General features: G+C 71.1%; 16 protein-coding genes. 9 read left to right on the forward strand and 7 right to left on the reverse strand.

Annotated elements, in window-relative coordinates:
- The first annotated feature begins 9 nt into the window (after positions 1-9).
- Positions 10-732 (forward strand): hypothetical protein, encoded by a 723-nt coding sequence (locus tag D7Y04_RS13615; protein WP_121759605.1) that lies wholly within the window; start codon positions 10-12, stop codon positions 730-732.
- Positions 733-809: 77 nt separating this feature from the next.
- On the forward strand, positions 810-2720 hold the full coding sequence (locus D7Y04_RS13620; RefSeq protein ID WP_121759606.1) for a CotH kinase family protein: 1911 nt from the start codon (positions 810-812) through the stop codon (positions 2718-2720).
- Here the strand turns inward: D7Y04_RS13620 and D7Y04_RS13625 are convergent.
- The 4 genes from D7Y04_RS13625 to D7Y04_RS13640 all read right to left on the reverse strand — a co-directional run bounded on the left by D7Y04_RS13625 (position 2714) and on the right by D7Y04_RS13640 (position 5987).
- Complete coding sequence (locus D7Y04_RS13625; protein WP_121759607.1) at positions 2714-3079, reverse strand: DUF2845 domain-containing protein; 366 nt, start codon at positions 3077-3079, stop codon at positions 2714-2716. The two genes, D7Y04_RS13620 and D7Y04_RS13625, sit on opposite strands and share 7 nt — an antisense overlap.
- Positions 3080-3159: 80 nt before the next feature.
- A complete protein-coding gene (locus tag D7Y04_RS13630; RefSeq protein WP_120596972.1) occupies positions 3160-3513 on the reverse strand; it encodes a DUF2845 domain-containing protein in 354 nt (117 codons plus the stop codon).
- A gap of 89 nt (positions 3514-3602) precedes the next feature.
- Positions 3603-4880, reverse strand: a complete 1278-nt coding sequence (locus tag D7Y04_RS13635) for an SGNH/GDSL hydrolase family protein (protein ID WP_121759896.1) — start codon at positions 4878-4880, stop codon at positions 3603-3605.
- 216 nt (positions 4881-5096) lie between these two features.
- On the reverse strand, positions 5097-5987 hold the full coding sequence (locus D7Y04_RS13640; protein WP_233601402.1) for a hypothetical protein: 891 nt from the start codon (positions 5985-5987) through the stop codon (positions 5097-5099).
- Between the two features lie 127 nt (positions 5988-6114).
- On the opposite strand from D7Y04_RS13640, the gene D7Y04_RS13645 reads away from it, so the two are divergent.
- On the forward strand, positions 6115-6471 hold the full coding sequence (locus D7Y04_RS13645) for a TIGR02266 family protein (protein ID WP_120580246.1): 357 nt from the start codon (positions 6115-6117) through the stop codon (positions 6469-6471).
- Positions 6472-6529: 58 nt separating this feature from the next.
- Here the strand turns inward: D7Y04_RS13645 and D7Y04_RS13650 are convergent, their stop codons facing one another.
- From D7Y04_RS13650 to D7Y04_RS13660, 3 genes are all read right to left on the reverse strand, one after another.
- On the reverse strand, positions 6530-7000 hold the full coding sequence (locus tag D7Y04_RS13650; RefSeq protein ID WP_169827289.1) for a GNAT family N-acetyltransferase: 471 nt from the start codon (positions 6998-7000) through the stop codon (positions 6530-6532).
- 120 nt (positions 7001-7120) lie between these two features.
- Positions 7121-8176: an alpha-ketoacid dehydrogenase subunit beta gene (locus D7Y04_RS13655; RefSeq protein WP_120596975.1), complete on the reverse strand. Its 1056-nt coding sequence runs from the start codon at positions 8174-8176 to the stop codon at positions 7121-7123.
- Positions 8177-8178: 2 nt separating this feature from the next.
- Positions 8179-9186 (reverse strand): thiamine pyrophosphate-dependent dehydrogenase E1 component subunit alpha, encoded by a 1008-nt coding sequence (locus D7Y04_RS13660; RefSeq protein ID WP_120596976.1) that lies wholly within the window; start codon positions 9184-9186, stop codon positions 8179-8181.
- 345 nt (positions 9187-9531) lie between these two features.
- Between D7Y04_RS13660 and D7Y04_RS13665 the strand changes: the two genes are divergently transcribed.
- The 6 genes from D7Y04_RS13665 (at position 9532) to D7Y04_RS13690 (ending at position 21819) form a co-directional block, all read left to right on the forward strand.
- On the forward strand, positions 9532-11331 hold the full coding sequence (locus D7Y04_RS13665; RefSeq protein WP_120596977.1) for a PP2C family protein-serine/threonine phosphatase: 1800 nt from the start codon (positions 9532-9534) through the stop codon (positions 11329-11331).
- An 8-nt stretch (positions 11332-11339) separates the two neighbouring features.
- On the forward strand, positions 11340-13853 hold the full coding sequence (locus tag D7Y04_RS13670; RefSeq protein ID WP_121759609.1) for a tetratricopeptide repeat protein: 2514 nt from the start codon (positions 11340-11342) through the stop codon (positions 13851-13853).
- Complete coding sequence (locus D7Y04_RS13675; protein WP_233601403.1) at positions 13850-14776, forward strand: PhnD/SsuA/transferrin family substrate-binding protein; 927 nt, start codon at positions 13850-13852, stop codon at positions 14774-14776. The genes D7Y04_RS13670 and D7Y04_RS13675 overlap by 4 nt, the downstream gene beginning before the upstream one ends.
- A gap of 236 nt (positions 14777-15012) precedes the next feature.
- Positions 15013-17613: a TonB-dependent siderophore receptor gene (locus D7Y04_RS13680; RefSeq protein ID WP_120596979.1), complete on the forward strand. Its 2601-nt coding sequence runs from the start codon at positions 15013-15015 to the stop codon at positions 17611-17613.
- 26 nt (positions 17614-17639) lie between these two features.
- Complete coding sequence (locus tag D7Y04_RS13685) at positions 17640-18464, forward strand: hypothetical protein (RefSeq protein ID WP_233601404.1); 825 nt, start codon at positions 17640-17642, stop codon at positions 18462-18464.
- Positions 18465-18468: 4 nt separating this feature from the next.
- Entirely contained in the window at positions 18469-21819 is a 3351-nt protein-coding gene (locus D7Y04_RS13690; protein WP_121759610.1) for a serine/threonine-protein kinase, read from the forward strand.
- The last annotated feature ends 33 nt before the right edge of the window (positions 21820-21852 follow it).

Raw genomic sequence — 21852 nt, forward strand, 5'->3', positions numbered from 1 at the left:
GAAGAGACCATGGCCCAGGACACGTTCGTCGTGGAGGAGATCAACCCCAAGTACGGCTTCGCGCGCGTGCGCCCGGAAGAGGGGACGGGGTTGCTGCACACCGCTCTCTATCCGGATCCGGAGTTCACTCAGGCTCCGCCCTTCCAACTGCGCAAGGGGGACCGGGTGACGGGCCTTCGCCGGGGAGAGACGGTGTCGGAGGTGTCCTGGCTCACGCGCGTGGAGCCACCCTGGGAGGAGGTGGAGCGCGTGGCGGAGCTGCTCGCGCTGCTGGAGCGCTGGGAGATCCGCATCCCCCACGAGGCCCGCGTCCTGGCCGAGCACGCCTGGCGCGACAGCAAGGACAACCCGCTGCGCGACGAGCTCCAGGCGCAGCTGCCCACCTTCTTCGACCTGGAGGGCGCTCACCCCTTCGAGGACCCGACGCTGCTGGAGCGCCTGTCCGCCGCCATGCAGCCGTACCTGCCGGGGTTCGTCATCCAGCCGGTGCAGGGCCAGCCCGCGGTGCGCGTGGAGCCCGGCGCCGTGGAGGTCCAGGCCGGCGTGGGGAGCTGGGACGTGCCCCAGCCCACCTTCGTCCCGATGATCGCGGAGGTGAACGCGCGGCTCGCCGCCGCCGGCGCCCCCGTGCGCTGGGTGCCCACGCGCGAGGACTGGATGCTCGCGCCGCCCGCGCTGGCCACGCTCCTCCAGAAGCACGGACTGCTCGAAGCCACCGCGCCCCCCGCTTGAGGGAGGGGGCTCCCGCCGCGCTGTGTCACAAGGCGGTGTGAGGTCAAAGCATTGTCTGGTACAGGACGGAGACCCTCATGCGTCTCCGTCACTTCGCGTCCTTCGTCCTGGGTCTCCTCCTCTTCGCAGGGGCCGGCTGTGAGCCCGCTCCCGAGCGGCGGCTGAATGAGGCCGAGCTTCCACCGCCCTCGGGGCCTCGCGTCACCATCGACGGGCACGAACCGGACACGCACCGGCTGTTCGGCACGGTGGCGAGCGACGCCGGGCCGTCACGGGTGCAGGTGTACGAGGACGGGCGCTTCCTGGGCCATGCCGACATCGACAGTGGCCGCTGGAGCCTGCCCTGGTGGCCGGGCCGGCGTGCGCTGTCGCTGGAGGTGGTGGCGCGCGACAGGCAGGGCGCCGAGGCGCGGGCCCGCGTCGACTTCCAGCACCTGACGTTCGACGCGCGGCCCGGGCTCTATCAACCGGAGACGCTGCTGGCGTTGCCCACGGCCCAGGGGTTGCGGACGTACTTCACGCGGGACGGCTCCACGCCCACGCCCGAGTCGTCGCGCTACACGGCCCCCATCGCGCTGCTGGCGCGCTCCACGCCGCCGGCGCGGTGGTCCTTCGTCCCCACGACGCCGCGGGATGCCCCGGAAGTCCTACGGTGGGTCGCGCCGCTGGAGGAGCCGCCCCAGGTCGCGGTGGTGCGCTACCGGCAGTTCGCGGGCGCGGAGCCGGTGGGCCCGGTCCGCACGCGCACATTCGTCGTTGGCCGGGCGCCGTACACGCTGCCGGTGCTGTCGCTCGTCACCGACGCTGCGAACTTCTTCGACCCGGAGACGGGCATCTACGTCCCTGGGCTCGCCGCCGAGGCCTGGCCCGATGATCCGCTCGCCGCCAACTACATGCAGAACGGCAAGGAGTGGGAGCGCCCCGTCCACGTGGAGTGGTTCGAAACCTCCGGCCATCGCGTGTTCGACCAGGACGCGGGCGTGCGCATCCACGGCACTGGCAGCGCGGTGATGCCGATGAAGAGCCTGCGGCTGTACGCGAAGGAGGACTACGGCCCGAAGTCATTCGCGGGGCCGGTGTTCCCCGGCTCCCCGGTGACGGAGTTCACCCGGCTGCTCGTGCGCACGTCCGGACAGGACCAGGGCGTCACCAAACTGCGCGACTGCCTGTTGCAGGGCCTGCTGGCCGAGACCCAACTCGCGCTCCAGGCCTGCCGTCCCACGCTCGTGTTCCTCAATGGCGAGTACTGGGGCCTGCACGAACTGCGCGAGCGTCTGGACGAGTACTACCTGGCGTCGCACTACGGCGTGGACCGCAAGAAGGCAGTCATCCTGGAGAGCTACGGCGTCCTCGACGTGGGGGAGGAGGGGGACGAGCAGCCCTATCAGGAGCTCATCGACTACGTGGCGACGCACGACCTGTCGGTGCCGGAGCACTACGCCTGGGTGAGCGCGCGGATGGACGTGGAGGACTTCATCGACTACCAGGTCGCGGAACTCTACCTGGGCAACACGGACTGGCCGCAGAACAACGTGAAGTTCTGGCGGCTGCGCACGAAGAAGCTGGAGCCGGACGCGCCCCGTGGACACGACGGTCGCTGGCGCTGGCTCGTGTACGACCTGGACGTCGCCCTGGTCCACGGTCCGGACCAGGACAGCCTGGGGCGCGTGCTGGACGCCCGGTCGGAGGTGGCGGCCTGGTCCACGCAGCTCTTGAGGGGGCTGCTCCAGTCGCCGGAGTTCAAGGCCCGCTTCGTCGAGCGCTTCCTCTGGCACACCGAGCACACCTTCGCCGAGGAGCGGGTGACGGCGGCCCTGGACGCGGCGGCGGAGGCGCTCGAGTTGGAGATGCCCGACCAGGTGGCGCGCTGGAGTCAGCCGGCCTCCATGCCGGGCTGGCGCGCGAACCTCCTGAACTTCCGGTCAGCGCTGATCCGGCGGCCGGCAATCATGCGCCAGCAACTGGAGCAGTACCTGGGGCCTCAGTAGCCGTAGGAACCGCTGCGCACGTCCACCAGCCGGCCGTCACGGAAGATGGCCACCTGGATCAACCGGTGGGGCCCGAAGTTGTAGGTCCACTCCTCCACGGTCGTGGAGGTCGTGACCTCCGTGGAGGCCTCCCCGTAGCGCGTCTCACCCCGCGCCCCTTCCTTGACCTTGTGGGTCACGTACTCCGTCTTGCTCTGCTTCGCCACGGGCTGCCCACACTTGGCCAGCGCGTCCACCTGCGAAGCTCCTTCCGACACGATCTTGTTGTCACAGCGCAGCGCGGACGCGTGGACGAGGGAGGGCAGGGCGAGGCCGGCGACGACGAGGGCGGCGGGAAGGGCGGCGGGAAGGGCGCGCATGGGGGACGCTCCGAGGAGGAGAAAAGGCAGGGAACACGGCCTGGACGCAGCGGCCCCGAAGCTATTCAACCGCTCTGGACTCAGTAGCCGTAGCCGCCGCTGCGCACGTCCACCAGCAGGCCGTCGCGGAAGATGGCCACCTGCAACAGCCGGTTGGGCCCGAAGTTGTAGGTCCACTCCTCCACGCTGCTCGAGGTCGAAACCTCCGTGGACGAATCCCCGCGGCGCGACCCGTCCCGCCTGCCTTCCCGGGACTTGTTGGTCACGCGCTCGCGCTTGGTCTCGGTCGACACGGGCTGGCCACACTTGGCCACCGCGTCCGTTTGCGACGCCCCCTCCGACACGAGCTTGTTGCCACACCGCAGCGACGCCGCGTGGGCGAGCGAGGGCAGGGCAATGCAGGCGACGACGAGGGCGGTGGGAAGGGCGCGCATGGGGGAAAGCTCCGGGAGTTGTGAAAGACGGGAACACCGCCTGGACGCAACGCCCGCGAACCTATTCAAACCCTCCGTGCGCTTTCCAGCTACAGCCCGCCCTTCGCCTTGAGGGTCCGCGCCGCCTCGTCCGCCATGACCCGGTGGCCTTCCACGGACGGGTGGATGCCGTCCACCTCCAGTCCGTCGATGAAGAGGTCCACGTTGCCCGGCTGCCGCGTCACGGCCTCCAGGTCGATGATCTGCGCGCGCGTCAGGGAGCGCAGCCACGCGTTGAACTCGTGGCGCTGGGCCTTCATCAGATCGAAGTCACCGCCGTCCGCGCCCATCTTCTCCTTGGGCAGCAGCGTGCTGACCCACAGCTTGCACATGGGCTGGAGCTGATCCAGCAGCTGCGTCATGCGCTGCTGCAGCTTCGGCACCGTCATGCCCTCCGCGGCCAGGTCGTTGACGCCCAAGAGGACGACGCAGTCGGTGACGCCCTGCAGGGAGAGCACCTCTTGCGGCAGCTGGAGGTTCGCGTCCCAGAAGCCCTGCCCGGACGCGCCCGAGTTCACCACCGGCACCCCGAGCTGCTTCTCCACACGCGATGGCCACGCGTTGCGCGTGTCGTTCCACGTGCCCGTGTAGCCCTCGGTGATGCTGTCTCCAATGGCGACGAAGGCCCGGCCCGGCGCGCCTTCCACGTCCACCGTCGCCACGCCCGTGGCGTATTCCCAGGCCTGGCCGCCCAGCACGCCCTGCGTCGTCGCGAAGGCTCCGGTCCTCATCCAGCTGTCCGGGAACGCCTGGATGCGGCTCTTGCCCAGCGCACCCTTCACCTCGAAGGAGATGGCCACCTCGTCGCGGAAGCCCACCGGGAAGGCGATGGGATCCGACGTCACCAGCGTGCGCGTGCCCGTGGTGAAGCCCGCTTGTCCGCCGAAGGTGAGCGCCACCGGCGCGGAGCCCAGCGCGCCACTGGCGCCAGCCTTCGCCACCGTGGCCCGTTGCAGCGTCAGTCCGCCGTCGCCGGAGCGGAAGGTGACGCGCACGCGGCTGCCCGCGCGCCCCAGGGGCACCTTGATCCGGTACGTGGTGAAGCTCCCCACGGAGACGGATTCGCGCAGCGACTGATGGAAGGCGGGCTGGAACTGCGTGGGCAGGGGCGCCACGGGCGGAGTGGCCTGCACCTGGTGCCCATCGTGCAGCGTCAGCGTGGGGGCGGCCTCCACGGACTCCGTGGCGGCGGGCGCGTTCACCTCCGCGTCCGTGCGGCCCGGCCCGGAGGACTCCTCGGGCGAGCGGCCGTCATCCATGCCTCCACACCCCACCAGCACGCTCAGGGCACCGAAACACCCCCAGCGCAGCGCCATCCTCAGACCCATGCCCACGACCTCCCGGCGCAAGACAATGTGCACGATGTGCCCGCGTGGCGACCCGGGGATTCATGGCGCGAGCCAATCGCCACGGGCCGTGAACTTCCAACAGCCGGGCACGGACGGCGCAGGACTTCCCCCACGAGGTGGCGGGCCGGGCCCCTGGAGGACCCGCGCGCTCGCCACCCCGGGTGGAGAAGCTTCCTTCCGTGGGCAATCCGTTGCCTACGGGACGCAGGCCCCCACGTCGCCGTTGTTGTTGATGGGCCGGCAGGTCACGCCGTTCGCGCACCCGGGTGAGCCCGCGGGCGTGCGGCACAGCGTCCGGCACGTGCCGCTGCCGTCGGCCATCACGCAGGTGCTCCCCCGTGAACACTGGTTGCTGAACTCGCACGAGGCGCCTTCCGCCAGCGCCCCCTGGCCCGCGCACACCGGGCCGTTGGCGGCGGGGTAGCAGCCCAGCGGGCTCTCGCAGTCCTGCGCGAACGCATCGCAGCTCGTGGACGCGGGGCCACACACCAGCGGCAGCTCTCGCGTGCCGTTCAGCCGCAGCACGGTGTTGCACTCGCCGGAGCCACAGTCGGACGGCGCGTGGCACAGCTTGCGGCAGAAGAACCCCGTGCCGCCGTCGTCCTGCGACGCGTCCTTGCAGTACAGGCCCGCAGCGCACGTGTCATACGTCTGGCCTGGAGGCGACTCGGCCAACGTGCACGGCGCGCCCTCTGTGGCGGTGCCCGCGGCGACGCACTGGCGCGCGGTGGTGCCTCCGTCCGTTCCCACGTAGGTGCACCGCTGTCCGGACGGACAGTCCTGGCGGACCACGTCGCACGCGGCCGCGAAGCACTGACTGCCCGTGCCGCCATCCGCCAGGTCCGTGTAGAGACAGCTCTGGCCCGCGGCGCAGCCCTCCTGCTTCGCCACGTTGCACGCGAAGTCGGAGCTTCCACCGCCGCCGCCATCGCCAGCATCGACAGTCCCGGAATCTCCGCCATCGGTCCCGGAATCCAGGGACGTGCCCCCATCCGTTGGCGGGCGGACAGTTTCTCCGTCATCGCAGCCCGCCACCCACAGCCCCAACATCAGGGCTCCACCCAACAACACGAGACGTGCACTCATCCGGAAACTCCTGGCTTCGAAGTAGCCTGGGACTTACACGAGCCATTCCGTAGTCCGTGGGCCCTTGAACCGGGCCTGGAAACCAGCCGACACTTCCGGTCCGAGAACCGAGGGGGTCAGGGTGCGCATGAACACGAAGTTGGATGGGCCGGTGGAGCCAGACCCGTACATGAACCGCCGCGCCGAGGAGCGCGTGGCGGCGCGGTTCGAAGTGCGCTTCGAGCAGATGGAGGACGCGGCGCGTGCGCTGCGGGCCTACTCGCTGAATGTGTCCGCCGGCGGTCTGTGCCTGCGCACGCGCAAGTCCTACGACGTGGGCGCGCAGGTGCGGCTGGCCATGGTCATCGATGGGGAGGACTTCCACCTCACCGCTGTCGTCGCCTGGGTGCGCGACGAGGCGGAGGCCATCGGCGTGCGCTTCATCGACGTGAGCGAAGAGGACCACGAGCGCCTGCGCCGAGTCATCGCGAGCTTCAAGCGCTGAAACGCTTCACTCCGCGAAGGAGCCCGGCCAGGACGCCGGGCCCTCGCGGCACTTCCCGCTACCGCTGGGGCAGCTCGTACTCCGCGTGGCGGAACACCCCGGAGTCACCTTCCACGTAGCCGCACGCCCGGTAGAAGGCGCGCGTCTCCTCGGTGACGTTGATGGGGGCGATGAGCTGCAACTGCTTCACGCTCAGCACCTTGCCCCGCTGGGCCACCTGCGCGAGCAGCGCGCGGCCCACGCCCCGGCGGCGCCAGCCCTCCGACACCACCAGCTCGTCCACGGTGGCCACGCGCCCGCGCAGCCGCAGCTGCGGCCGGTGGGAGAAGGACACCATGCCCACCGCGCGGTCCTGCGGGTCTCCCGCGACGAAGATTTCAATCTCCGGATGGCTGATGACCCAGTGCACCGTCTGCTGATCGGTGCCCTGGGGGTAGCCCAGCTCGCGCAGCAGCTGGGCCATGACCTCGGCGTCACCGCGACGCGCGCGGCGGATGCGGAAGGCGTTGGCGTCTGGGGCGGGGGTCATGGTGCGTACGATGGGCTGGGACACGGAAGTTGGGATTCTAACGACTGGGCCGCCGGCCTCCAAAGAGGAACGGCGGCCCGGATGTCTTTCTGCGGTGTAGGCGGAAACCCGGGCCAGCGCCTACGGCTGCTCGCGGCAGAGGTTGCGCAGGGCGGTGGTGACGTCGTTCTGCTGCGGCACGGACGCCATCTCCAGCGCGTCCGCCAGGCCGATGCCCGGGATGAACTTGCCGGCGACCAGCCGGGGCGGCGCGAGCAGCGAGTAGAACAGCTCCTCCACGGTGCGCCGGACCAGGTGCTCGCCGAAGTTGGTGACCTCCGTGTCCTCGTTGACGAAGAGCACGCGGCCCGTCTTCTGGACGGAGGCCTTGATCATCTCCCAGTCGTACGGCCAGAGCGAGCGCAGGTCGATGACCTCCACGCTCAGGCCCTCTTCTTCCAACTGGGCGGCGGCCTTGATGCACAGGGGCATGGTGCGGCCGTAGCTGATGACCGTGGCCTGGGTGCCCTCGCGCACGAGCTTGCCCTTGCCAATGGGGATGGCGAACGCCTCCACCAGGGGCCACTGGGGCTTCCACTGCGAGCGGTCACCCAGGGGCGCGTCGATCATCTTCGACAGCGCGCGGTCGTCCTCGGGCTCGCCGGGGATGCGCTCGTCGCCCTTCACGCGCAGGAGCGCCTTGGGCTCCAGGAACATGACGGGGTTGGGTTCCTGGCACGCGGAGATGAGCAGACCGTACGCGTCCAGCGGCGTGGAGGGCATGACGACCTTCCAGCCGGGGATGTGCGTCATCGTCGCGTCGAAGGAATGCGAGTGGTACAGCGACCCTCGGATGCCGCTGCCTACGGGCGTGCGCACCACCATGGGCACGGACCAGTCACCGTTCGTGGACCAGTGCGTGTTGCCCACGAGCTTGAGCAGGTCGATGGTGTTGTAGATGTAGTCGCAGAACTGGATCTCCGCCACGGGGCGGTGGCCCGCCATCGCCAGACCCATGGCCGCGCCGATGATGCCGCGCTCGTCCAGGGGGCTGTTCCACGCCGTCTTCAGACCCTGCGTACAGGTGAAGACGCCGCCCAGCGGGGCACCCACGTCCTCGCCGAAGATGTCGGTGACGCCCAGGTTCTCTTCCGCGTAGTGCAGGGCCATGCGGATGGCCTGTGCCATGTTCGCCATGGTTATTTCTTCTCCGCGTAGATGTGTTCCCAGATGGAGTCGCCAGAGGGCTGCGGCTCGTCGCGCACGGTGCGCGCCGCGGCGGCCAGCTCCTCCGAGTACCGGGTGCGCGCCTCGTCCATCTGCTCGCGGTTGAGGACTCCTTCCTGCTCCAGCCGCGCCTCGAACAGGCGCAGGCAGTCCTGCTCCTCGTTCACGAAGTTGGCGCCGGACGCGGACGAGTGCCCGTACAGGCGGGACACGCGAGCCTCGATGAAGAAGGGCTTGCGCTCCTTGCGCACGTACTCCATCGCGGCCTGGATCTCCTGGTAGGACTCCACCGGATCAATGCCGTTGATGGTCTTCGCCTGGATGTTGAAGGCGCGCGCGCGGTCGCTGATGTTCGTCTCGCCGTGCTGGCCGTCCGAAGTGGTGCTGATGCCCCACTTGTTGTTGGTGACGATGATCAGGATGGGCAGCGGGTTGGCCGGGCGGCTGCTCCAGATGAGGCAGCTGGCGAAATCGCCCTCGGCCGTGCCCGCGTCGCCGCCGGTGACGATGGTGATGCCGTCGCCGCCGTGGCGCTTCTGGGCCATGGCCGTGCCCGGCGCGACGGCGTACTGCACCTCGATGGGGGAGGTGACGGGCGCGATGTTCTTCGAGCGCCGGCTGAAGTGGCCCGCGAAGTTGCGGCCGCCGGAGTAGGGGTCCGTGGCCGTGTTCTTCATCTGCCGCAGCGCCCCGATGGGCTCCTCGCCCATGGCGAGCAGCGTCGCGGACTGACGGTAGTGCGCGTGCAGGTAGTCGTAGGCCGGGCCCTCGCCGACCTTCATCAGCATGCCCAGGGGGACGTTGAACGCCTCCTCACCGGGGCCGCCGATCCAGAAGTAGCCGTGGCCCTGCTTGTACATCTGGATCAGGCGCTCCTCCAGGACGCGCGCCTTCACCATCAGGTCATGGATGCGAATGAGCTGCTCTCGGGGCAGGGAGAGCGGCGCGGAGTTCTCTTTGATCAACCGGGGCCGAGACACGGGCGGACGACCTCGAAGGGGAAAGAAAGGGACGCCCCTATACTCCGAACGCGGCCTCCCGACTCAAGGACCCTGATGTCACGGGTGTTCGCCAGCACCTTTCGGCCCCCGGGTGGCGCGACGCGGCAATGAGCGGAACTCATCCATGCCCTCGTGACGTGCTGCTTCCAGGAGGCGCTTGGACGCTCCCGGTCCGGGCTGATCGCACGGCCGTTGGGGGGGCGGGAGAGGGGGCGCCCGCGAGGAATCGGCTGACAGGTGGACTCCTCGCGTCAATCAGGAAGTGAGATACAGTCCGCCCCGCTCCGACCGCGTTCTCCGACGCGGGCTCCCCCAGGTGTGCCTTTGTCCCGTACGAACACGCGCCTCGATCCCGTGCCCGAATCACCTGATGCATCCGATGCGGCGCCCGGCACCCCGCCTCCTCCTCCGGAGTACACCGGCACCCATTCCCGGGAGCTCACCGGGCTGCGCGGGGAGAACACGGCCACCCGGCTGACGGGCTCGGTGGGGCTGCCGGCGACGGAGCCCACGAGCACGGTCATCGCGCCCATGGAGGCCGGAGAGCTGCCCAACGTGGCGGCCATCCGCGGGCTCCGGTTGGATCAGCTGCTGCTGCTCACCACGGGCGCGCTGGTCATCGTGATCGTGGGCCTGCTGGCCGCGCTGTCCGCGAAGACGACGGAGGCGCAGCTCACCGCGACGTCGGACCGCTTCACGCAGCGGCTCCAGTCCCAGGCGCGCGAACTGGGTCAGACGGTGAGCCACACGCTGGCGCTCACCTCCGCCACCAGCCTGCGTGACAACAACTACGCGTTCCTCACGGAAGTGGCGCGCTCCATCATCTCGGACAACCGCAACATCCTGCGTGTGCAGATGTTCGACGCGGACGGGCAGCTCGTCGCGGACAGCGACCCGTCCGCCAAGCTGGGCGAGTCCTCCGGAGGCCGCAGCGCCGAGCGCCGCTGGGCCAGCGCCTTCTTCCAGGGCCAGCCCGTCTTCGAGTTCCAGGAGCCGCTCGACTACGGCTCGCAGGCCGGCAAGGGCGTGGTCGTCATCAGCTACTCGCTGGAGGACCTGCAGAAGCAGCTGCATGAGTTGGAGGAGACCAACCGCGCCGCGGTGCGCGCCAACACGCTGCGCATCGTCGGGCTGGGTGTGGGCTTCGTCGTACTGGCCGGCGTGCTGGCCGCGTTCCAAAGCCGCCGCATCACCAAGCCGCTGGGCGTGCTCACCCACCGCGTGATGCAACTGGCCGCCGGTGACCTGGGCGCTCGCGCGGGCACGGCGCCGGGCGCGGGCCGCGAGGTGACGACGCTGGGCGTGGTGTTCAACCACATGGCGGAGCGCATCAAGGTCCTGCTGGAGGACGTGCGCGCCAAGGCGCAGCTGGAGCGCGAGGTGTCGCTCGCGCGCACGGTGCAGGAGACGCTCCTTCCGGGCCGCGAGGCCGTGACGGTGGGCCCGCTGCGGCTGGCCGGGCTGGTGGTGCCCGCGGACGCGTGCGGCGGCGACTGGTGGTTCCGCGCCGCGCTGGACGACCGGCGCGTGGTGATTGGCATCGGAGACGTGACGGGCCACGGTCTGTCCACGTCGCTGGTCGCCACCAGCGCCACCAGCGGCTTCGCCTCCGCCATGACGCTGCGCGAGCCGTCGCAGGTGCACGCGCAGATGCTGATCACCGCGCTCAACGTGACGCTGGCCAACGTGGGTCGCGGCGAGCACCAGATGTCCAGCGCGCTCGCGGTCATCGACGTGTACAGCGGGCAGATTGATTACGCGGCGGGCGCCCACCCGGCGGCGGCCATCTACAACCGGAACACGCGGCAGATGGCCTCGCTGCCCGCGCGTGGTCCGCTGCTGGGCGCGAACGTCGCCTCGCAGTTCACGTCGCGCCAGGCGGTGCTGAGCCCCGGCGACATCGTCGTCTGGTACACGGACGGCCTCACCGAGGCGCGCGACGGCGCCAACCGGCTCTACGGCACGCAGCGACTGGCCGCCGCGCTCCAGACCCACGCCCACCTCCCCGCCGACGCCCTTCGCGACGCGCTCCTCGCGGACGTGCGCGCGTACAGCGCCGGCCAGCCCCAGCGCGACGACATCACCGTCATCGTCGCCGAATTCAGCCCCGCCCCCTCGCCGTGACGAATCGCATGCGCCCATTCCACCGTTCCCCGCGCCGCGTCTCCACCGCGCTCGCCCTGCTGGCCACCCTGGCCGGCCCGCCGGCGGCGCTCGCCCAGTTCCGCCCTCCGCCCGCCACCGAGGCGCAGCGCATGACGGAGCAGGGCGAGCAGGCCCTCGTGTCCGCCAACGCCGCCGCCTCCAAGGGTGACAAGAAGGAGGCGGAGGAGAAGTTCAAGAAGGCGCTCCAGCTCTTCGAACAGTCGCTCACGCAGGAGCCGCAGTCCGTGTTCGCCGCCGCGGGCCTGGGCAGCGCCGCCAACGCGCTCCAGGACTTCCAGCGCACGGCCGCGCGCCTTGCGCCGGTGTTCGCGCAGAACCCGCAGGAGCTGTCGCTCGCGTACCCGCTGGGCACCGCGTACTTCAAGCTGCGCCGCTTCCAGGAGGCGGTGCCGGTGCTGGAGCAGGTGGCCGCCGCGGATCAGCCGGACCACCTCATCGTCCACTACTACCTGGCCAGCTATTACCTGTACGTCCAGGACGGGAACCGGGCCGTGACGCGGCTGCAGCGCTACCTGACGCTGCGCCCGGAGAAGCTCGCGGGCAACGACTTCCAGATCCACGAGCTGCTGGGCAAGGCGCACCTCATCCGCCGGGACGCTGTCGCCGCGCGCGCCTCGTTCGAGAAGGCGCAGGCCGGCCGGGCCGAGTCCGCGACCGCGCAGATCGGCCTCGCGGCCGTGCTGGAGATGGAAGGCCACGTGCAGGAGTCCCGCGCGCTCCTGGAGCGGCTGGTGACGAAGTTCCCGCAGGTGGCGGAGCCGAAGGAGCGCCTCGCGCGCCTGTATCTCGCCGCGGGCGACGTGCCGCGTGCGGACCTCCAGGCCACCGCCCTGATGAAGCTGGGCTCCACTCCCGCCGCGCACCTCTTGCTGGGTGACGTGCGGCTCGCGCAGAAGCAGCCCGCGCAGGCGGAAGCGGAGTTCCGCAAGGTGCTGGAGCTGCAGCCGGGCCTGCTCCTGGGACAGATCGCCGTGGGCAAGGCGCTCCAGGCGCAGGCGCGCCACGAGGAGGCCATCCAGTTCCTGGAGTCCGCCGTGAAGTCGGGTGGCGGCAGCCTGGAGCTGTGGGCGACGTTGGGCTCCGTCAACCGCCGTGCCGGCCGCTACCAGCGCGCGGTGGAGGTGCACCGGCGCGTGGTGGAGATGGCCCCGCGCCAGGCGCTGGGCCACGTGCTGCTGGGCGCGGATCACTTCGCCACCGGCCAGTGGGATCAGGCCATCGAGGACTACGGCAGCGCGCTCCAGGTGGAGCCCAACCACCCCGGCGCGAAGCAGTGGCTGGCCCGGGCCCTGGCCCACCGCGCGAGAGACCGAGCCGGCACCCAGCGCCTGGAAGACGCCGTGCGCGACCTGCGCCGCGCGTATGACCTGGACCGCTCCGTGCCCATGGCCCGCCGGCTGGGCGCGGCGCTCCTGGACAGCCACCAGTTCGCGGAGGCCCGCAAGGTGATGGAGGGCGCGGTGACGCTGCCGGGTGCGACCTGGCGCGAGCACCTGTTGCTCGGCTACGCCCGGCTGGGCGGTGGCGACGCGCAGGCCGCGCTCGCCGCGTTCACCCAGTCCGGTGAGGCCACGCAGGAGCCGGATCAGCGCGCGGAAGCGTCCGCGGGCGCCGCGCTCGCGGAAGTGGAGCTGGGCCAGGTGGACGCCGCCGTGCAGCGGCTGACGGACGCGGGGCCCTCCAAGACGGCCGCGAAGGTGGCGGAGGCGAACCTGCCTCGCGTGCTGGTGCGCCGGGCCCTGGCGAAGCTGGAGACGGGCGACGCCGCCGCGGCGAACCGGGACCTGGACGCGGTGGACCGCCTGGGCACCGGCAAGCGCGGGGACCTGGCGAAGCTGGCCGCCTTCGCCCGTGCGCTCACGCGCGCGGAGGAGGGGAAGTTCGCGGAGGCCACCGCAGGCCTCAAGCGCTCCCTCACGCCCGCGCCGGAATGGGCCTGGCCCAACACGCGCACGCTCGCGGATGCGTGGGTGCTCTACCGCCAGGGCAAGGTCGCGCCCTCGCGCAAGCTGCTCACCGCCGCGCAGAAGAAGCCCATGCCCGGGCAGCCGAAGTGGATGGGCAACCTCACCGGCGCGCTGCTGCGGCGTGAGGCGGCGCTCGCGTACGCCTCCGGCAACATGAAGGCGTCGGAGAAGGCGCTGAAGGCCGCGCTCGCCGCGACGCCCGACGACGCGCTGGTGCAGCACAACCTGGCGTGCGTGGGCTGGCGCCAGGGCGACAGCGCTTCGGCGCTCGCGACATGGAAGCGCCTGGAGACCGCCGTACCTGTCGCCTCGCTCAACCTGGGCATCGACGCGCAGGAGCGACGGCATGAACCCGCCGAGGCCGTGGACGCCTGGCGCCGCTACCTGGCTGCTGGCGCGGGTCCTCGCGCCGCTCAGGTGCGGGAATGGAAGGACCGCCTGCAGGGCCTCTATGGACTGGGTGACGCGCAGGGCGTCGCGCCGGCCGCTGGGGTCGCGGAGGAGACGCCGTGAAGACGCCATCCCTTGTCGCGCGGGGGAGCCTCCTGCTCGCCGCCGTGCTGTTCGCCGTTTCCGTTGCCAGCCCCGCGTCCGCCGCGCCGAAGAAGGCCACGCTGGGCGTGTTCCTCGCCACCACGCTGTCGGACGGCCAGGAGCGCTTCCAGTACGCGGAGGCGCTCGCCCAGAAGCTGGAGGCCAGCCTGGGCCGCCCCGTTGGCGCCAAGAGCTTTGGCCGCTACGAGGACTTCTCCAAGGCGGTGGGGGAGGGGCAGATCGACTTCGCCGTGGTGGACGGCTGGGCCGCGGTGCAGCTGGGCTCCAAGGCGGAGCCGGTGGCGTACGCGCCGCGCGCCGGTGAGACGCAGCAGCGCTGGGCCATCATCTCCCTCCAGAAGGGCACCGTGAAGGACCTGGCCGGCAAGCGCATGGCGCTGGTCAAGGGCGCCGGCTCCGCGGATCCGAAGTTCGTCTCCCACGTCGTGCTGGGCGGCGACCTGGATGCCCAGAAGCACTTCAAGCTGGTGCCGGTGCCCAACGTGGAGTCGGCGGTGAAGATGCTGGAGGCCAAGGGCGCGGAGGCCGCGCTCGTGCCGGTGGCGCACGTGCCCAAGGACATGCGGGTGCTCTTCAAGAGCAGCCGGGTTCCGGGCGCCGTGCTGGTGGACCTGAAGGGCGGGGGAGACGCGTTGTCCCAGTCCCTGTCCTCCGTGGGTGCGGTCGCCCCGTTCGACGCCTTCGCCCGCATCCAGGGCCGCGAGTTCGAGGACTTCCGCAAGCTCGTCACCCAGGGCCCCCCGCGCCGTCAGCCCGTCCTCGCGGACTCGCCCGACCTGCGGGTGGAGACCCCCGTGCTCGTCCAATCCGAGTCGCTGGGTCCTGCCCTGCCGCCGTTCGCGGACGACCTGGCCGTCTCCGCCGAACAGCCGGATGACTGATTGCGCCGTGGGCTGATCCGCGCACGGTGGTTTCGCCGCCGTGCGCGTGTTTCACCGCGATCGACAGCCATGACTTGGCCTAAGGCGAGTTATTGCGGTAATTTGAGAAGTCGAGCGGATCGCCACCGTTCAGGGGTGGAAACTCGTCCCTGAGAACGATTGCCAGTCGCACCGGCTCTGGTTCCTGGCGCTAGGACCGCGGATACCCCCTGCTTCCCCTCGTGGAATTGAGAACGATGGACTCGACTGAGTACGGTGGATCGCGCACCAACGCGGTGAAGGGGTTTGCCGGTCGGATGGGCGCGCGCGCGTGCCTGACCCTGGTGGTTTGCGCCCTGTCCCTCTTCGCGGTGGAGACGGCCCAGGCCCAGGAGGCCCAGGAGCCCGCCCCCAAGACGCGGACCAAGGCCACACGCAAGCGCGCGGCCACCACGCCGGGCGCCAAGGCCGCCACGCCGGGTGCCAAGGCCGCCACGCCCGGCGCGAAGCCTCCGCGCACGGCGAAGACGCGCCGGGGCGCGAAGGCCCAGCCCCCGCCGACGGACGTGGAGCCCATTCCCACGGACGAGCCCGCCGCGCAGCCGCCGGCGCTCGCCACCGAGCCGCCGCCCGCGCCGCTCGCCCCCGTGGCCGGCCCGGGCCCGTCCGTTTCGGATCCGCTGCCCGTGGCCTCGCCGTCGCCGTATGACGGGCCGCTGACTTCGGACATCCCGTCCAACCCGCCGCCCGCGCCCGCGCTGGGTGCCGGCGCGATGCTGCCGTCGTCGCAGCCGCGCACGGCGGACAACGTCCCGGACCGCGCGCCCTTCACGGAGCCCACCTCCGACCGCGCGCTGCCGCCGCCCTCCAGCCTCTCCGGCCTGGACGGCCCGGACCTGGGCGGTGGCGACGACCTGGAGCAGAACATCAACAGGGCGCTGAGCGAGGCCGTCGTCACCACGGCGTCCAAGCGCAGCCAGCGCATCTCCGACGTGCCCCTCACGGTGTCGTGGATCCCCGCGGAGGAGCTGGAAGGCACCGGCCAGTTCTCGCTCTGCGAGGCCATCCAGTACTTCCCCGGCATGGAGTGCCGCCGGGGCTCCATGCGCAAGGCGGCGGTGAGCGCGCGCGGCCTGGGCTCCAACTACCTGTCCAACCGCCTGCTGCTCCTCAAGGACGGCCGTCCGCTGACGGACCCCTGGACGGGCCAGTTCTACGCGGATGAGACGACGCCGCTCACCAACCTGAAGCAGGTGGAAGTCATCCGCGGCCCGGGCTCGTCGCTCTACGGCTCCAACGCCTTCAGCGGCGTCATCAACATCATCGAGCGCCAGCCCGCGGACCTCATCGCCAAGGGCCAGAACGTGGGCGCCGACGCGCGCATCCTCGCGGGCCAGGACAAGACCTGGCGCCTGCAGACCAACGTCGCCGGCCGCGGCGGTCCGGTGGAGGCGCTGCTCGGCTACTACGGCTTCGGCTCGGACGGCCCGCAGCTCTTCAACAACCCGCAGCTGAACCAGACGGACACCAACGAGGACTCGCTGGTCCATCAGGTGAACGGCAAGGTCCGCGTGGGCCCCCTCGCGCTGGACGCGGACTTCACGGACGGCAACATCGGCCGGCCCGGCGGTCAGAACATCTCCACCGTGGGCAACTGCGGCCGCTGCCACTACACCGCGCAGGACAACGAGCACGTCCAGAACCTGAACGCCGCCCTGCAGTTGGATCAGCAGGTGACGGACCACGTGCGCGTGTTCGCCCAGGCCTACGCCTTCTTCAAGCGCCGCAACGTGACGCTGGAGAACGAGGTCACCGGCGCCCTGGAGGACACGCTGGGCAAGCGCAGCCGCCTGGGCGGTGAGGCTCGCGCGCTGTTCTCCCTGGACAAGCTCTCCGTCACCGTCGGCGGCGACGTGAAGGCCGACCAGGTGAACAACCAGAACATCCTGCCCGGCCTGACCCTGGACGACACGAAGCAGACCATCCTGGGCGGCTTCGTGGACGCGGAGTACCGCATCACGGACCGGCTGGTGGTGGGTGCGGGTGCTCGCTACGACAACTACCAGATCCCCGCCAAGGTCTGGGAGGCGAAGACGGATCAGGTGTCCCCGCGCGCCAGCGTCGTGTTCCACGCCATCCCGGAGTTGCTCACGCTGCGCACCAACTACGGCCGCGCCTTCCGCGCGCCCACGATGGCGGAGTTGGCCATCAACCAGCAGATGTACGCCGCGACGCTGTTGGGCAACCCGTCCCTGCGCGCGGAGACGCTGGACACGGTGGAGGCGGCGGTGGACTTCTGGCCGCTGGACCGCAGGGTGCGCCTGACGGGCACGGGCTTCTACAACCGCGCCCGCAACTTCATCAATCAGGAGCTCCTCTTCGGCTCCACGTCCCAGTTCAAGAACCTGGGCGACGCGCGCGTGGCGGGCTTCGAGGCGGAAGCGGCGGCGCAGGTGCCGTCCCTCAACTCGTCCTTCGACGTGGCCTACCAGTTCCTGGACGCCCAGGCGCTGCCCGTGGGCGGCGGATCCAGCTACCCACTGGACTACGCGCCCACCCACCGCGTCTACCTGCGCGGCCGCACCAACATCGGCAAGTTCGCCTTCGTGGAGCTCTACGGCCTGTTCGTGGGCGCCCGGTATGATCCGGGCTTCGTGGTGGACGAGAACGCCGGCACCACCACCCGCGTGAAGCTGCCCAGCTACATCACCGCGACCGCGCGCGTGGGCTTCAACGTCCACGAGCGCGTGGCGGTGTCACTGCTGGGCACAAACCTCTTCAACGCGAAGTACGAGGAGTCCCACGGCTTCCCCGCACCGCCGCTGGGCGTCTTCACAGAAGTTCGACTCCATTATTAGGGCGCTGTTTGGATACCGTCGCCGCCGTGAAGGATGCTCCCCTGAAGTTGACGCCGGACACGACGCTCACGCCGGAGGCACTGGAGAAGGCCTCCGGAGTGCTGGCCCGGGACGGCCTGTTGTTGGGGCGCGGTGACGACGCGGCGCCGCAGCTGGTGCTGTTCGACGGGCGGTTCACTCCCGCCCACGCCGCGCTCCTGGAACGCCGTCCCCCGGCGCTGCTGCTGGCCACCCGCGAGGGCGGCCAGCCGTCCGCCTGGGAGGCTCGGCTGTTGAGCGCGCTCCTGCGCGGCGAGCCCATGATCCCCCAGGAAGCCGCCACGTCCGTGGCGTGGCTGGGCAGCGTGGCGGAGGTGACGGCCGTGGGCGAGCGCGCGGCCGAGGCCGTCCTCCAGGCTGGCGGCTCCAAGGGCGCGGCCAGCCGGGTGGCGGATGTCGTCCATGAGATTGGCGTGAACGCGCTGCTCGACGCGCCAGTGGACGGAAGCGGCGAGCCGAAGTACGCCCACCGGCGCGGTCAGGTGCAGTCGGTGGCGGATGAAGACCGCTGCCTGGTGTCGTGGGCGGTGGCGGACGGCCGGGCGTGGCTGGAGGCGACGGATCGCTTCGGCCGCCTGTCGGTGTCACCGCTGGTGCGAGTGATGAAGGCCTGGGGTGAGAAGGCGCAGGTAGATGCTTCGGGTGGTGGCGCGGGCCTGGGTCTGCGGCGCATCCTGGAGCACAGCGACGCGGTGGCGGTGCGGGTGACTCCGGGAAAGCGCACACAGTTCGCCTGTGGAGTGGACCTGGGCGACGCTCGCCGCCGGGCCGCGCAGCCCAAGTCGCTGCTGTTCAGTCTGGAACGAGGGTAGGCGGGTGGAGAGCCAAACTTCCAATGCCAGCATCACCTCCCTGCGCGTGGGCAGTCTGACCCACGTGCGCGTGGCCGGGGTGATCGACGAAACCTTCCCCCTCACGCCAGCGTCCAAGGGCATCCAGGGCCTGGTGGTGGTGGACCTGGGCCTGGTGGAGCGGATCAGCTCCTTCGGCGTGCGCCGGTGGATCGAGTTCGCCGGCCACCCGCCGCAGGGCGTGTCGGGGCTGTACGTCGTCAACGCGCCGCCGGTGGTGGTGGATCAGCTCAACATGGTGGAGGGCTTCGCGGGCGTCGCGCGCGTGCTCTCGCTGTTGGCGCCGTACACGTGCCGCTTCTGCAAGGAGGACCGGCTGCGGCTGGTCCGCCTGGTGGAGGAGGCGAAGGTGCTGGAGCAGGGCGGGGCCCCGCCGCACCAGTGCCCGGTATGCTCCCAGCCGCTGGAGTTCGCGGACGAGCCCACGGAGTTCTTCGACTTCGCGCGCCGCCAGCAGTTCTCCGCGGTGGATCCCGCGGTGCTGCGCTACCTGCGCTCCGGCATCCCATCGGAGCCGTCCGAGCTCTCGTCGCACCTGAAGATCGTCCAGGACGACATCACCTTCATCACCCTGGCCAGTACGCTCAAGGGCGACCTCAACGTGCGCCGGCTGGCGTCCGGCCTGGAGGGGCGCGTCGCATTCGACTGCTGCCACGTGAGCGTGGTGGAGCAGGAAGCGCTGCCGCGCATCGAACAGGTGCTGGAGGTGGCCGCGCAGGGCGCCCAGGTGGTGCTGTGCCGCGTGCCGCCGCCGCTGCTGGCCGTGCTGGCGAAGTCCACCAAGACGCTGCCCGCGAAGCTGGCCACGCTGTGGCTGCCGTGCGACTGCCGCAACTGCGGCCAGGTCACCCACCAGCGCATCCAGACCTCCGAGTACCTGGAGGTGCTGCGCGCCAAGGGCACCATGGAGCGCGTGTGCCCCGTCTGCGGCGGCAACGCCCGGGCCCCGGCGCTCGCGCAGTTCCAGGGGCTGCTCGCGCGCACGCCGCTCACGGACAAGCCGCTGGAGGACATCGAGGCGCTGGAGCAGCGCGCGCTCAGCCAGTACCTCTTCGGCTCCACCAACACGGACCCCAGCGCCCGGGGCTCGTCAGCCACGGACACGCACACCAGCGGCGCGCGGCTGCAGATCATCCGCCGGCTGGGGCAGGGCGGCATGGCGGAAGTGTTTCTCGCCAAGCAGCAGGGCGTGAAGGGCTTCGAGAAGTTCGTGGTGATGAAGAAGATTCTCGCGCAGTTCGCTGAGAATCCTGAGTTCGTCGACATGCTCTTCGCGGAGGCCCGCGCCAACGCGCGCCTCACGCACCCCAACGTCGTGCAGACCTTCGACGTGGGCGTGACGGACGGCGTGGCGTACATCCTGATGGAGTACGTGCGCGGCCCGGACCTGAAGCGCCTGCTCACGGAGCTGCGCCGCAAGGGCATGGCGCTGCCGCTGGAGCACGCGCTGCGCATCGTGGCGGAGGTCGCCGCGGGCCTGCACTACGCGCACAGCTACGTGGATCCGTCTGGCACGGCGCACCCGGTGGTGCACCGCGACGTCAGCCCCCACAACGTGCTGGTGTCGCTGGACGGCGCCATCAAGCTGTCGGACTTCGGCATCGCCAAGGTGCAGGGCGAGGAGCACACGCAGGCGGGCGTCATCAAGGGGAAGATTTCGTACCTCTCCCCGGAGGCCGCCAGCGGCCGCCCGCTGGACTGGCGCAACGACGTGTTCGCGCTGGGCGTGGTGCTCTTCGAACTGCTCACCGGCCAGCTGCCGTTCCGCCGGGACCATGACGCGGCCACGCTCGCGGCCATCGTGCGCGAGCCCGCGCCGGTGCCCTCGCAGCTGCGGCCCCACATCCCGCAGGACGTGTCGGACCTCATCCTGCGCGCGCTGGTGAAGGACCCGGCGCGGCGCACGCCCTCCGCGGCGGCGATGCGCGAGGAGATTGAAGCCGTCATCGCGCACCACCGGCTGTCCTCGTCGCCCGCGTCGGTGGCGCAGTTCTTCAAGGAGACGCTGGGCGACCGGCTCTCCGAGTACGCGCCGTCGTCCATCGCCGGCCCGGGGACGGGCTCCAACCCCCGGGCGCTGATGCCGGGCACGGGCTCGCACTCGCGCAACCTGGGTACGGGCTCGGGCAGCGACATGCGGGCCCCCTCGGACCTGTCCCGTCCGCCCGTGCGCGGCGGTTCCGGCAGCATGCCCCGGATGGAGCCGCCCCCGGTGGCCTCCCCGCCGGAGCCCGCCGAGCGCGGCACCGAGGTCGTCTCCGTCAACGGGCCGCCCGTGGCCTCCGCGCCTCCGGTGGCACCGCCCGTGGCCGCCGCGCCCCGCCCGTCGCGCCCGGCCGCGCCTCCTCCCACGTCGCCGATGCCGCCGCCCACCGCGGTGCGCCCCGCGGCGTCCGCCAACGTGCCCACGCGCGTGGGGCCTCCTCCGCAGGCGCCCGCGCGTCCGTCGGTGGCGGTGCCCTCCGTCGCCCCCCTGACCGCGGCTCCGCAGCCGCACCCCGTGGCAGCGCCCCCGTCGCATGGGGGCACCCACGCGCAATACGGGGCCGCCCACGCGCAGCAGGGAAGCGCCCCGCAGCCGCCGCTGGGGCACCATGCGCCGCCGCCGACCGGCTCCCACGCGGCCTATGGGGGACACCCCCCCTCGCCCGTGGCCGTGCCGCCGCCGCACGTGGCTGCCCCGCATGCTCCGCCGGTGTCCGCTCCCGTGGCTCCGCCCGCGCGGCCTCCGGCGGCTCACGTGGCCGCGCCGCCGGCCCCCGTCCACGCGGTCTCCCCCACGGCTCCGGCGCCCACCGCCGAAGCGACGGGGAAGGGGATGACGCCCGGTCAGCGCAAGGGGCTCATCGTGGGCGGCGTGGGCCTGGTGCTCGCGGGGCTCGCGTTGGTGTTCCTGCTGCCCAAGGGTGGCGTGGAGGTGCGCAACGCCCAGGAGGGCGAGCGCGTCTACGTGTCCGGCGTCCTGCTGGATGCGAGCCAGGGCCTGCCCGAAGGCAACACCGGCTGGCTCATCTCCACGGCCGTGGACGGCAAGCTGCACCGCTTCGGCAAGGTGCCGAAGTCGGAGCACATCGACCTGCGCACGCTCGCGGACGCCCCGCCCCAGGCGGAGGCCCGGGGCATACTCAGCATCACCGGTGCCCAGGGCTGCCGCGTGGCGCTGGGCTCGCAGGTGCTGGAGGGCCAGACGCCCCTGTCCAACCAGATGCCCGCGGGGCGCGAGTTCGAGGTGCGCGTCACCTGCGGCGGCAAGCCGGACGTCGTCCGCTGGGTGATGGCCGTCCCGGGGCAGGGCGTCGTGCTGGACGTGCCCTGAGCCGGACGGAATGTCCCGTGCCGGAGGACACCG

The sequence above is a fragment of the Corallococcus sp. AB038B genome (genome assembly GCF_003668955.1).
Taxonomy (GTDB): domain Bacteria; phylum Myxococcota; class Myxococcia; order Myxococcales; family Myxococcaceae; genus Corallococcus; species Corallococcus exiguus.

Coding starts and splice junctions, on each gene's coding strand:
- D7Y04_RS13635 (WP_121759896.1), bottom strand. CDS start 4,880: ATGGGTCTGAGGATGGCGCTGCGCTGGGGGTGTTTCGGTGCCCTGAGC.
- D7Y04_RS13645 (WP_120580246.1), top strand. CDS start 6,115: ATGAACACGAAGTTGGATGGGCCGGTGGAGCCAGACCCGTACATGAAC.
- D7Y04_RS13650 (WP_169827289.1), bottom strand. CDS start 7,000: ATGACCCCCGCCCCAGACGCCAACGCCTTCCGCATCCGCCGCGCGCGT.
- D7Y04_RS13640 (WP_233601402.1), bottom strand. CDS start 5,987: ATGAGTGCACGTCTCGTGTTGTTGGGTGGAGCCCTGATGTTGGGGCTG.
- D7Y04_RS13615 (WP_121759605.1), top strand. CDS start 10: ATGGCCCAGGACACGTTCGTCGTGGAGGAGATCAACCCCAAGTACGGC.
- D7Y04_RS13655 (WP_120596975.1), bottom strand. CDS start 8,176: ATGGCGAACATGGCACAGGCCATCCGCATGGCCCTGCACTACGCGGAA.
- D7Y04_RS13670 (WP_121759609.1), top strand. CDS start 11,340: ATGCGCCCATTCCACCGTTCCCCGCGCCGCGTCTCCACCGCGCTCGCC.
- D7Y04_RS13620 (WP_121759606.1), top strand. CDS start 810: ATGCGTCTCCGTCACTTCGCGTCCTTCGTCCTGGGTCTCCTCCTCTTC.
- D7Y04_RS13630 (WP_120596972.1), bottom strand. CDS start 3,513: ATGCGCGCCCTTCCCACCGCCCTCGTCGTCGCCTGCATTGCCCTGCCC.
- D7Y04_RS13625 (WP_121759607.1), bottom strand. CDS start 3,079: ATGCGCGCCCTTCCCGCCGCCCTTCCCGCCGCCCTCGTCGTCGCCGGC.
- D7Y04_RS13680 (WP_120596979.1), top strand. CDS start 15,013: ATGGACTCGACTGAGTACGGTGGATCGCGCACCAACGCGGTGAAGGGG.